The organism is Peptococcus simiae, assembly GCF_046097595.1.
Classification (GTDB): domain Bacteria; phylum Bacillota; class Peptococcia; order Peptococcales; family Peptococcaceae; genus Peptococcus; species Peptococcus simiae.
Map to the genome: position 1 here is coordinate 1 of NZ_JBJUVG010000013.1, position 12231 is coordinate 12231.

12 protein-coding genes are annotated in these 12231 nt (G+C 52.8%); all 12 read right to left on the bottom strand.

From position 1 onward, the window contains the following. Positions 1-22: 22 nt before the first annotated feature. Positions 23-1159: an amidase domain-containing protein gene (locus ACKQTC_RS07905; protein WP_408977905.1), complete on the bottom strand. Its 1137-nt coding sequence runs from the start codon at positions 1157-1159 to the stop codon at positions 23-25. 252 nt (positions 1160-1411) lie between these two features. Beyond that, positions 1412-1996: a hypothetical protein gene (locus tag ACKQTC_RS07910; protein ID WP_408977906.1), complete on the bottom strand. Its 585-nt coding sequence runs from the start codon at positions 1994-1996 to the stop codon at positions 1412-1414. A 36-nt stretch (positions 1997-2032) separates the two neighbouring features. Then, the gene (locus ACKQTC_RS07915; RefSeq protein ID WP_408977907.1) at positions 2033-2443 is read right to left on the bottom strand and encodes a hypothetical protein; all 411 of its coding nucleotides are present in this window, start codon (positions 2441-2443) and stop codon (positions 2033-2035) included. Positions 2444-2465: 22 nt separating this feature from the next. Beyond that, entirely contained in the window at positions 2466-4130 is a 1665-nt protein-coding gene (locus tag ACKQTC_RS07920; protein ID WP_408977908.1) for a copper amine oxidase N-terminal domain-containing protein, read from the bottom strand. A 278-nt stretch (positions 4131-4408) separates the two neighbouring features. Beyond that, the gene (locus ACKQTC_RS07925; protein WP_408977909.1) at positions 4409-6124 is read right to left on the bottom strand and encodes a sensor histidine kinase; all 1716 of its coding nucleotides are present in this window, start codon (positions 6122-6124) and stop codon (positions 4409-4411) included. Further along, positions 6121-6813 carry a winged helix-turn-helix domain-containing protein gene (locus ACKQTC_RS07930; RefSeq protein WP_408977910.1) on the bottom strand — a complete coding sequence of 231 codons (693 nt, stop codon included), beginning with the start codon at positions 6811-6813 and terminating at the stop codon, positions 6121-6123. Before ACKQTC_RS07930 ends, ACKQTC_RS07925 begins: the two co-directional genes overlap by 4 nt. A gap of 15 nt (positions 6814-6828) precedes the next feature. After that, on the bottom strand, positions 6829-7473 hold the full coding sequence (gene phoU, locus ACKQTC_RS07935; RefSeq protein WP_408977911.1) for a phosphate signaling complex protein PhoU: 645 nt from the start codon (positions 7471-7473) through the stop codon (positions 6829-6831). Between the two features lie 10 nt (positions 7474-7483). Next, the gene (gene pstB, locus ACKQTC_RS07940; protein WP_408977912.1) at positions 7484-8392 is read right to left on the bottom strand and encodes a phosphate ABC transporter ATP-binding protein PstB; all 909 of its coding nucleotides are present in this window, start codon (positions 8390-8392) and stop codon (positions 7484-7486) included. A gap of 12 nt (positions 8393-8404) precedes the next feature. Further along, positions 8405-9283 (bottom strand): phosphate ABC transporter permease PstA, encoded by an 879-nt coding sequence (pstA, locus tag ACKQTC_RS07945; RefSeq protein WP_408977913.1) that lies wholly within the window; start codon positions 9281-9283, stop codon positions 8405-8407. Positions 9284-9292: 9 nt separating this feature from the next. After that, positions 9293-10186 (bottom strand): phosphate ABC transporter permease subunit PstC, encoded by an 894-nt coding sequence (gene pstC, locus ACKQTC_RS07950; protein WP_408977914.1) that lies wholly within the window; start codon positions 10184-10186, stop codon positions 9293-9295. Between the two features lie 27 nt (positions 10187-10213). Next, entirely contained in the window at positions 10214-11110 is an 897-nt protein-coding gene (locus tag ACKQTC_RS07955; protein WP_408977915.1) for a phosphate ABC transporter substrate-binding protein, read from the bottom strand. Positions 11111-11380: 270 nt separating this feature from the next. After that, a complete protein-coding gene (gene thiD, locus ACKQTC_RS07960; protein WP_408977916.1) occupies positions 11381-12190 on the bottom strand; it encodes a bifunctional hydroxymethylpyrimidine kinase/phosphomethylpyrimidine kinase in 810 nt (269 codons plus the stop codon). Between the last annotated feature and the right edge of the window lie 41 nt (positions 12191-12231).

Below are 12231 nucleotides of genomic sequence, written 5' to 3' on the forward strand. Positions count from 1 at the left end.
CATCATAACAATTCACCTTATCTTAATGCACACGGAACGAGCGGATTTGGTTAATATTAGGCCAAATAGGTCCATTAATAACGTTCGCAGTATGGCCACTAACTCTAATAGAACTATAAGAGGTCATTGGATCCTGTGTAATAATCACAGCATGGTACCATTGAGAACCATCTGTATAGTGGACCACTGTACCGGTTCTATCCAAATTATTCGGATATGTCGGTAAGTATTGGTAGCATCCATCTGCTCGGCCAGTATTGATTAACATATCACGCTGACCTTCTACATTAATAAATTGGTAGCTATCTGGAGACCAGGAAGAAGTATAGGTCATCCCACCAGCATTAAGGCATTGCGAAGTAAAGTTTGCACAATCTCCACCTGAATAGCTATAGTCATTAAAAGCAGGGTTTCTATTACTGCCGCCCCATCGTAACGCATAATTACATGCCCTAGCTTTAGAGTACATATAAGAAGTAGCACGTAATCCTGCTACTTGATTAGCTCTTTCTAAATTTTCATTCCTGCTATTAGCATCGGGAAGATTCAAATAATCAATTCCACCCAAATCTTGAATGATATCAGATGCAGCTGATCTTTCTGCATTAGATTGAGCAAGTATCTGGTTGCTATCAAGCTCATTTAAGAAGTCATCCATAGCTAAATTCGTTCCATAAATTTCATCAACAACACGTACAATTTTCCAGCCATCATTAGTATTTTTCAGAATAAAGCCTTCATGGGTAGAAGAATAAAAAGGAAATGCTTCTGCATTATCATAAGATAATGTTTGTTCAATCGTTCTTGTTGTTAATACTTTTAAAGTTTCATTATTGATTTTAACAACTTTATCAATATTGAAATCACTATTAGTATCTATAATCTTATATGCCGATTGCGTCTCTTGGATATAATCATTTCGAGCAACTAACTGTAAAAAAAGGTCATGACTCACGAAAATATCCGATTCTAAAGGTATTTCCTTCTTTTCATAAGCGGAAACAACCGATTTGTTAAATTGCTCAAGCACCTGAACTGCATTATTCGAAAGATCTACTTTCGGATAACTAGCTGCTACTTCACTAGCAGTAACACATGTTGGTAATAAAAGCATCACACATAAAGCAAAGGCCAATAGACTTCTAACTTTGTTTTTCATTTTATATTCTCCCTTCTAAAAACAAGTGCTCTGTCTGCTGCCTCTCTGTATACCATTCTTTCATTCTCACCCCCTTCTTAACTGTTTTCTGCCCAATATCATTTAGCTAAATTATAGCATGAAAAATGCGAATTATTTTTACCTTGTCGATTTTTGTGCGATAGCCGTCGTTTTTTATTCCTTTTAGGTTATTTTCCTGAAAAAATAGGCCCGGTTAAGCGGAAATCTTAACCGGGCCTATGGGCTGATGGCTTATTGGTCATTGGTCGGCAGGGGCTCTAGGCCGCTTTGGGCGTAGGCGTCACGCAGGGCTTCTTCATCGGCCTTGGCCTGGGCCAGGAGCTGATCACTCCGGCTGATGAGGGCTGGCCAGTCGCCCTTCTCTTCTTCTAGGGCGCTTTGGGTATCTTGAGCCAGGGCCATGAGGTCTTTGGCGCTATTAACCATTTTCTCGTAAAAAGGGGTAAAGACTTCCTGCTGGTCTTTCGTCAAGGATGGGAATTCAACTGCTTTCGGGTCATTGCCGGCGATGGGTTTGACAAAGGTATTGATGCCGTGAGACGCTTTGATCCGGTTGAGGGCGGCTTCTTTATCCAGGGTCCCGGCCTGGGCCTGGGTCTGGATATCTTTGAGCCCTTCCAGGACCTGCCGGTAGACGGCGAATTGCTCCGGCATGGTTTCAACCAGGGCCTTGTCTTTCATTTCCTGGCTGATGGCCGGGCTGCTGGCGGGCTCGGCTGAACTGGCGGCAGAGCCGGATGCGCCGGTATCTGTCGCACAGGCCGATGCCACCAGGGCAACTAAGAGGGTCATGGCAAGGAGGGGGTATTTTTTCATCAGATTATCCCTTTCATGTGAGAGAGCGGTTTTTTCTTAGGCTTTCTTAGCCGGAGGCCTGTCTACGACCGGGCCGGTGAGCCAGCCGGCGGTATAGGCCAGGAGGTAAAGAACCGGCTTGACCTGGAGGGTCAGGCGGAAGTAACTTTCAGCCAGGCGGGCGTAGGTGCTGCCGGGGAAGCCAACTGGAAGGGCCAGGAGGCCAAGGTGCAGGACCAGGACCGCATAGAGCAGGATGGCCCAGACCGGTCGACCGGCGACTGGTGGCCCAAAGGCCCGGCGCGCACAGACCCCGCTTCCGGTACAGGCCAGGAGGATGGCCCCTGTCCCCCCGATAAAGGTCAGGGGGCTGGCCGGAAAGGGGCCGGCTTGGTTCAGCCGGAAGGCGAGGATACTGCCAAGGGCGGCAAGGATAAGCACCAGGAAAAGGTAGGGCAGGCGGCGCATGGTAGGCCTCCTTGCTGCTTACTTAGGCGATGGGTAAGAGGGCTAGGCTACCATCTGTATAAAAGACCAGCTTAGCGACACCGTTTAAGTTTTCTGTTTGGTAGAGGTCTTCGGGATGGTGGTCCCGGTAGGCTTTTAAGTGCTTGTCATAGTCTTTTATGAGTTTGTCGAAATTTTGCTGGGCATTGGGGTCCTTGGCCAGGTCTTGTAGGTGGCTGGCTGTGGCCTCAAAAAAGCCTGTTAAGCTTTGGGCAGCAACCGGATACTGCTTTTGGAAGGCGGCTACCCGGTCACTGAAAGAGGCTTCCTTATCCATTTTTGAAAAGGAGGCCTTCATTAAGGCCAGCGGCGTCCGCAGCCGGTCCAGGTCACCCCGGCTTTCCAGCCGCACATAGGCGAGGGAGGCCTGGTCCACTGCTTTTTCTGCCGCTTCAAAACTGGCAAAAGACTGGGCCTGGTTGGCCAGGAGCTGCATAAAGAGGTCGTGGTGGACTTTGACTTGGGCTTGCCCTTCATCGGCTGTTAGGTCGCCGTCGTGAATGGTTTTTTCATTGACAAAGGATAGCTTGGGGGCCGGCCCGACCTTGGAGCCGGCAGGCAGCTTGTTTAGGTCAATCTCCCGGGCTGTCCCCCGGCCTTGCTGATCTGTAGCGATGAGCTTGCCGTCTTTCATGGAGAAGGTGCTGGTATTGACGGGGAAGGCCAGGTCGTGGCTGGTCACTTGGCCGCTGGCGGTATCGGCGATGTAGAGGCGGTTGGGCTGGATGGGGTTGGTCCAGCTGGCGGCGCCGGTGCCGTCGGTGTAGTAGACTTTGCTGCCGTCAACGTAGAAGTGGCTGGATCCGAAAACGTCGGTCAGGTAGATGAGGGCTTGGTCTTTGACTTGGAAGAGGGGGACTTTTTGGCTAAAGTCTTGGCCTTGGGTCATCAGGCCCAGGTAGGTAACGCCCTGGATGGTCTCTTTTAAGACGAGGGGGTTGGTGGCTGTTTGGGTTAAGGGGGTGTAGCCGGCAGGGAGGGTTAGCTCTTGGATGCCGGTGTCATTGGCCCGGAGGACTTTGGTCCCGATGACTTGGTAGAGGGGTTCTTTCCCCTGGTAGACCCAGACGGTCCGGCTGGGGCTATCCCAGTAGATGTGGCCGTAGAGTTGGGCAAAGTCTCTGGCCGGGAGGTAGGTCCGGTTATTGGTCAGGGTGGTCAGGGTGGCAAAGCGGCCGGCTTGGCCATTGGCGGTGTAGGCGGCCTGGCCGACGGTGAGGGTGACGTCAACGGTGCCGGCGGCGCCGGTGATGTGGATGGTGCCGTCAGGTTGCCAGTCGGTTTGGTAGCCAAAGGCGTCATTGACGACCCGGAGGGGGATCATGGTCCGGCCCTGGTTGTTGATATAGGGGGCGCCTTCTGCGGCGGTGGTCCGGCAGACCTGGCTATTGACCACCAGGGTCAGGTCCCAGGAGGCCACTTGGTCAGACCCGGCCGGCAGGGGTCTGCCCAGCTTGGCAGCGACGGTATCCGGGTGGGTATTGCCTTGAGCATCGACCAGGTCACCGAAGGCGTCTTTGGTGAGAGAATTGTCGGTGGTTGAGGGCTTGACGATGGTGGTTGGGCCAGGGCTGTCGGTAGCCCAGCCGGCTACCGGGGCCAGGGCAAAGAGGACCAGGGTCACGGTGGCAATACATTTTCTCAACATGCTAATCATCCTTTCTAAGGAACAGGGCTTAGGCGAGGGGGTGGACCTAAGGGCATTTACTTCCCCTTATTTTCCCCCTATTCTGATATCTTTATTATAGCATAGAATGCCTGAAATATATTGACCTTGTCGATTTTTCTGCCATAGCCGTCGTTTTTTTTGCCCACTTGAGTCAAGAGCTGCCGCCTGAATAGAAAAACCTATGGCCGGAAGGGCCCTAGGGACAAAAATACCGGCTGCAAGTCAGGCTTGCAGCCGGTGGGTATGCTGGTTCGTGCTTACAGGTCTTCCGGGAGGCCGAGGGCGTCGGCGGATAGGAAGTGGACGGTGATGGTGGTGCCGCGGCCGGGGGCGCTGTCGACGTCAATGGTGCCATGGTGGCGCTGGACGATGTGCTTGACGATGGATAGGCCTAGGCCGCTACCGGAGGCCGTTTTACTGCTGTGGCTGGTATCCACCCGGTAGAAGCGTTCAAAGAGCCGGCTCTGCATGTCTTTAGGAATGCCGGCGCCGTTGTCGCTGACGGAGATGAGGACTTCATCCCCTTCTTCCATGACGGAAATATGGACGTAGCCACCGGGGATATTGTACTTGATGGCATTATCCACCAGGTTACCGAGCATGTCGGCCAGGAGGACTTCGTTGCCGAAGACGGCGGCCTTGGTCTCCATGGCGGACAGGCGGACTTCATTCTTTTCGGCGATCCGGTCAAAGCGATCCATGACTTGGTTGATGACATCCTGGATATGAACCCGGTTGTCACCGTCGAGCTCGCCCTGTTCAATGGCTGACAGCCGCATGATGTGGTCGATCAGCTCTAAGAGGCGGCCGGCTTCGGTATAGATGTGCTGGGCAAAATGGCGGCGGTCTTCTTCGCTCTTGACCATGTCATTGGCCAGCATTTCGGCAAAGCCGGAGATGGAGGTCAGGGGGGTCTTGAGCTCATGGCTGACATTGGCGGAAAATTCTTCCCGGGCCTGTTGGGCGGAGACTTGGTCGGTGACATCCAAAAGGAGGATAATGGCGCCGACGATGGCGTCATCCCGGTAAACAGGGTTGACGAAGAAGCGGCCAATAATAGACCCATGCTTGAGGAGGTTGGATGAGGAATGGCCTTTTTCAGCCAGCTCGACGGCCTCTAAAAGTTCGGGCTGCCGGGAAAGGGCAATCATGTGCTCGCCGACAGTGGGCATGACATAGGGGGTGAAGAAGTTGATGGCGCTGGCATTGACGGCCAGGACCTGGTGGTCCTTGTCCAAAAGGACCAGGCCTTCTTCCATGTTTTCAATAATATCGTTGATGGTGGCCCGTTCACTCCGGAGGGTTTCCAGGTGGTCTTCAATGGTCTCCCGCTGGCTGATGATTTCTCTGAAGAAGGGTTCCAGCTCATCATAGCTTTCCGGCAGCTGACCGTGGGTGAGGTCATCAGCGGCTTCTTCGATAGGCCGGAGGAACCACTTGGTCAGGGACCGGGAGGCAATCATGCTCAGGAGAAAGAGCCCCAGGACCATGACAAAGATAGCGGGCAGCATCCGCAGGAAGACCCCAAACATGGTGCTGCTGTCCCGGGCCAGGCGGAGGACTTGGTCAGTCCCGGGGACTCGGACAGCGCTGTAATGGGTTTCGACCCCCAGGGTCTTGCTGACCCGTTGGTCAGCGGCCCGGCCTAAGGACAGGGCTGTGGATATTTCCGGCCGCTCCTTGTGGTTGGCCATAGAGGCGGCATCGCTTTGGTTGTCGTAAATCACCCGGCCATCTCCCTCTACCAGGGTAATCCGCAGGTCTTCTTGCCGGACCGGTTCAAAGCTGGCCAGGTAGGAGACCTTGTCATCTCTACCGGCTATGCCCTGGGCCAGGGCCAGGGTTTCATTCATGAGGGCATCGCCCTGCTGGCGGGAGTAAAAGGTGTAGTAGCCAAAGATGGAAATCACCGTATTGAGCAGGAGGGTGATGAGGATGGTCAGGCAGAGGGTTTTAAACAAGCGACTTTTCAAGTCTGGGCACCTCCTTCCAATTTATAGCCTACGCCGCGCACGGTCTGAATGAGGTAGTCTTCGCTGCCGAGCTTTTGGCGCAGGAGGCGGATGTGCATATCTACAGTCCGACTCTCCCCTTCAGCTGCAAAGCCCCAAACAGACTCTAGCAGCTGGTCTCTTGAGAGGGCTAGGCCATTATTGAGCATCAGGTAGTGTAAGAGTTCAAATTCTTTAAAGGTAAAATGGATTTCTTCTCCATTCACTTCGACGGTCCGGCGGGCCGGGTCCAGGCGGACCTTATCAATTTGCACCGGGGCATCTTCCGGGGCTATAGCCTGGCCTCTGCCGGCCCGGCGCAGGAGGGCCTTGACCCGGGCCAGGAGCTCCATGACACCGAAGGGCTTGGTCATGTAGTCATCGGCGCCGAGCTCCAGGGCTTCTACCTTGTCATACTCATTGCCTTTGGCGGTCAGCATCATGATGGGCAGGTCTTCGCCACCGGCCCGGGCACGAATTTTTTTCAAAATCGAAATGCCGTCTTCATCCGGAAGCATGATATCTAAAATAAGCAGGTCCGGCTGAACGTCTGAGCCATGAAAGGCTTCGGCGGTGTCAAAACCGTGGGCCCGGTAGCCGTCATTATCCAAGGCGTAACAAACCAGTTTTCGGATGGCGGCATCGTCTTCAATGATGACAATGTCTGGCATGGTTTTCCTCGCTTTCTAGCGATTCAACTCGCCGGTAATTGTATAATCGACCCAATGGGCCATATTCACAATATGGTCGCCAATGCGTTCATAATATTTAGCAATTAATATGACTTGAATCGCCGTTTCAATATCATCGGTTTCATTCTTGATTTTGACAACCAAATCTGTTTGTAGGTCCCGGTAGATCCGGTCTACAACGTCATCAGAGGCAATGACCTCCTTAGCCATTTCCAGGTCACTGCCGACAAAGGCATTGATGACATCGGCCAGCATCCGCTCGGTGACATCCCCCATCTGCCGGAGGGGGTTGCTGTCTTCAGACCCGCAAATATCCGGGTGCCGGAGGGTCATTTCTGCAATGTTGGCGGCCTGGTCACCGATCCGGTTGACGTCGGTGATCATTTTCAGCACGCTGGAAACCAGGCGGAGGTCGCCGGCCACCGGCTGTTCCTTTAAGAGGACATTCAGGCAGCGGCGCTCAATGGTTTGGTCCAGGCGCTCTACTTCGTCATTGGCTTCAACGGCCCGCTCAACGACATCAGGCACCTGGGCTGCCAGGGACTGGGTGGCCATATGAATGGCGTCTTCTGCAAAGCTGACCATCCGGACCATTTCGCTGTTGAGGGCCATTATTTCATTATCTAACCGTTCTCGCATAAGAACCTCCTTAACCGAACCGCCCGGTGATGTAGTCTTCGGTGCGTTCGTCTTTCGGATTAGAGAAAAGTTCATCCGTTTTATTTTCTTCAACCACTTCACCTAACAAGAAGAACACTGTCCGGTCAGAAATACGAACAGCCTGGTTCATATTGTGGGTGACTATAATGATAGTGTAATCTTTTTTCAGTTCAGTGACAAGCTGCTCAATAGAGGCTGTGGACAGGGGGTCCAGGGCGCTGGTCGGTTCGTCCATGAGGAGGACTTCCGGTTCAACAGCCAGGGCCCGGGCGATGCAGAGCCGCTGGGCCTGTCCACCGGAAAGGCCCAGGGCAGACTTTTTCAGCCGGTCTTTAACTTCATTCCAAAGGGCTGACCCCCGCAAGGACCGCTCAACGATTTCGTCCAGTTCCCGCTTATTGGTGGTGCCGTGGAGCCGGGGCCCGTAGGCGACGTTGTCATAAACGCTCATGGGGAAGGGGTTGGGCTGCTGGAAGACCATGCCGATCCGCTTACGGAGGAGGGTCAGGTCAACCTTGGGGTCATACATATCCATGCCGTCAATGGTCAGCTTACCGGTGACCTTGGCCCCGTGGACCAGGTCGTTCATCCGGTTGAGGCATTTTAAAAGGGATGACTTCCCACAACCGGAGGGACCGATTAAGGCGGTGATGTTTTTTTCGGGAAAGGCCAGGTTAATGTTCTTTAAGGCTTCAAAGTCCCCATAGTGGAGGCCTACATCATGGGCCTCTATTTTGCCTTTTAAATTGGGGTCATAACCGGTATGGTGACCACCCGGTGCGATTTCTCCCTTACGCTGCATGGCCTGGACTTGGGCATCTTGGACAGATGCCTTGGCAGCTGGCGCATCGGTTGGGGCCGGTGGGGTCAGGACAGGTGAATGTTTTTGTTCAGTCATAGATGAGCTCCTTTATACATCTTTCAGGCGGTCTAACCGATGGGCCAGGTATCTGGCCAAAAAGCCGAAAATCAGAACCAAAAGCAAGAGGGCCGCCGAAGATACGTCTGCTAACGAAGCCGCATTGGTCGCTAGGGATTCCGTCCGGGAAGACCAGATCTTAAGGGCCAGGGTTTCAGACGGACGAATGGGGTTTAAGGGGCAGGTGGGGCTGGTGAGGTCCCAGTTGGACCAGTTGATATCCGTACTCATCCCCGCCGTATAGAGGAGGGCTGCCGCTTCCCCAAAACAGCGACCGGCCGCTAAGACAACCCCGGTGATCATCCGGGAGGCTGCTGTCGGCAAGAGGACCCGGGTAATGGTTTGCCAGCGGGTGGCCCCTAGGGCCAGGCTCCCGGACCGGTAGTGGTCAGGCAGGGCTCTGAAGGCATCCTCGGTAACAGTCGTTAAAAGCGGTAGGTTAATAATAGCCAGGGCCAGGGCCCCGGAAATCATATTCCAAGAGGCGCCGACATAGAGAATAAAGACCAGGTAGCCGAATAAACCGACAACAATGGACGGGAGAGATGACAGGGTTTCAATAGCAATCCGGATGGTTTTGGTGACCTTATTGACCCCGGCGTACTCGGCCATGTAAATGCCGGCGCCGACCCCTAGGGGCACACTGAATAAGAGGGCCAGGAAAACCATATAGACGGTATTGAAGAACTGGTTGCCAATCCCTTCCGGGGTAAAGGACAAGAGCTTCCATTCAAAGCCGTGGAAGGCCTTGTAAAATACATAGATAAAAATGGCGGCCAGCAAGACCAGGGCTGCACCTGTTACGCCGTATATAATACCGGTGGCCGCACTATTGGCCCGGTGGGCTTTTTTATGGGTAGATGTACTCATGCGTCCTCCTTATCTTTCATGACGGCGTTTTTCCAGCATTTGGAAGAGGTGTACGATAGCAATACAAAGTAGGGCCACGATGAATAAGAGCAGGGCCATGCTCCAGAGGGCCATATTGTATTCGCCGCCTTCTGTCGCCCCGCCCATATCTGTGGCGATGGCGGCGGTTAAGTTAATGGTCGGATCCAAGATGGATTCCGGGAAAACCCGGCTCTTACCGATAACCATGGCTACCGCCAAGGCTTCACCGAAAGCCCGGGCCAGCCCCATAATAAGCGCTGTGTACAAGCCTGAACGCGCAGCCGGGATGACAACCCGCCAAATAACCTGCCACCGGGTAGACCCTAAAGCATAAGCGGCAGACCGGTAACTTTGGGGCACCGCTTTTAAGGCGTCATTCATCAGGGTGGTGATGGTCGGGAAAATCATAAGGCCCAGCACAAGACCTGCAGCTAAAACCGACAAGCCGTGAGGACGGTCAAAGAGTTTTGCAATGGCAGGTACCAGGACGGTCAGCCCGACCCAACCATAGACAACTGAAGGAATCCCCACAAACAATTCAACAGCCGGTTTAATATACCTGTTACCGACATTAGGCTGAAGTTCCGCCATAAAAATGGCCACCGCCAAAGACGGTGGCACAGCCAGCAACAGAGCTAATCCGCAGGTTAACAGAGAGCCAACAATGTAGACCGCCGAGCCGATTTTCCCGCCACCGGTAAAATCATCTTGCGGGCGCCACTCTGAGGAGAATAGGAATTCACTTAAAGAGTGCCCATACACTGTAAAGCTCTCACTGCCGCGTACAGTCAGGAACAGCGCAATGGCAATGGTTAAAGCGATAATCGATAAACCGCAAATTCGCACGGCATGACGACCGAGAAATTCTTTTAAATCGCGCATTGCGTCCCCCTATATTTCGACTAGAACCTAGCGTTCCTCTTTCATCTTAGACGTTACGTTGTACCCTTTTTCTTCCAGGGTTTTACCGAATTCTTCACCCATGATGAAGTCAAGGTATTCTTTGATAACCCCATCCGGCGCACCTTTGGTGTACATGTGTTCATAACCCCAGATCGGCCATTCGCCATTGTAGGTGGCATCCAGGCTGGGGGCTACGCCATCGATAGAAAGGGCAGCAACGTCTTGGTTATTGACCAGGTAGGAGTAAGCCACGTAACCGATAGCGCCTTTTTGGTCAGTGATGTTTTGCAGTAAGGAACCGCTGTCATCGGTTTCTAAAGCACCATCAATACCGGATTCCCCATCTAAAGCGTATTTTTCAAACAGGGCACGGGTACCGGAGGTTTTGGGGCGAACAATGAGGACGATTTCTTCATCCGGGCCGCCAACGTCTTTCCAGTTGGTGATTTTACCGGTGAAGATGTCTTTTAATTGGTCTTTGGTGACGTTGGGTACGTCTTTAGCCAGGTCTTTATTGATGATGGGCACCATGGTGATGACGCAGACCTTATGGTCAACGAGGTCTTTGGCCATGCTTTCGTCTAATTTTTCTTCTGCAGCGACGTCAGAGTTACCGATGTCAACAGTGCCTTCAGCGACTTGCTTTAAGCCACTGCCGGACCCACCGCCGTTAATGGTAATGGACACATCCGGGTTGTCTTTTTTGAATTCATCAGCTGCTGCTTTAGCTAGGGGTAAAATAGCTGTAGACCCGCTGGCGGTAATGCTTTGGGCGCCGCTATTGGAGCTGGATTCCGCTTCGGTTGCGGACCCTTCTGTTTCTCCGCCACCGCCGCCACAGCCGGCCAGGACACCGAGTGATAATGCTGCGATAAGTGTCATTGCAATCATTCTTTTTTTCATTGATGTTTTCCCTCCTTGGAATTTGTACTTTCATCATAACGGGACTTTGTAAAGTCTATATAAGAGCTAGTGTAAATTATATGTAAATTAACGCGAAGCCCGTTATTTAAGGGATTTTTACCCCTAGCAAAAAAGGGCACCGTCATTTTTTGACGGTGCCCTTTACAAAAGCAAGGCCGGGTGGAAAAGGGATTTGTAAAGAAAATAAAATATCTTTAAGTGTTATTTTTTACATTCATCCGGGCATTTTAGTTCGCTTACGGTTTCTTTTTACTTATCTAACCAGCTGAGTCCTTCTTGGTAAAGACGATAAAAATGGTGGGTCGGACCATTGCCCTTACCCAGGTCCAGGCTATGGCTAATGGCATCGGTTATATAGGCCTTGGCCCGGTTGACGGCCTGGTGGGGCACATGACCGTTGGCCAGGTTGGAGGCGATGGCACTGGATAGGGTGCAACCGGTGCCATGGGTATTTTTGGTTTGGATTCGGGCCGCTTCAAAGCGGTGGACGGCGACGCCATCATCAAAAATATCCACTGCGGCGCCATCCAGGTGGCCACCTTTGACGAGAACCGTTTGGGCCCCTTCCTGCCGGAGGATCTTGGCTGCCTGCCGCATGTCCTCCTCTGTACGGATGGTCATACCGGTGAGGACTTCCGCTTCGGGAATATTTGGGGTGAAGACCCGGGCATGGGGTAAAATCCCCCTCTTAAAGAGCTCTAGGGCTTCGGAGGCCATGAGGGCACTGCCGTCCTTGGCCAGCATGACCGGGTCAATGACCACATTGGCCGGCTGGTAAAGGGCCAGGGCATCCGCCACCGCCTGCATGGTCTCCGGCTGAGAGAGCATACCGATTTTAACGGCATCCGGGGGGATATCTTCAAAGACGCAGGCCATTTGGTCCCGGATTACCGCCGGGGAGACGTCCATAATCGACCGGACTTCACAGGTATTTTCGGCGACCACCGCAACAATAACGCTCATGCCGTAAATGCCGTGGGCTGCAAAGGTTTTCAGGTCCGCTTGAATGCCGGCGCCACCGGAGGGGTCAGACCCGGCAATGGTTAAACAGGTTTTCATTTTTTCGCCTACCTTTAAATGAGAATGTATGTCACTTCCAT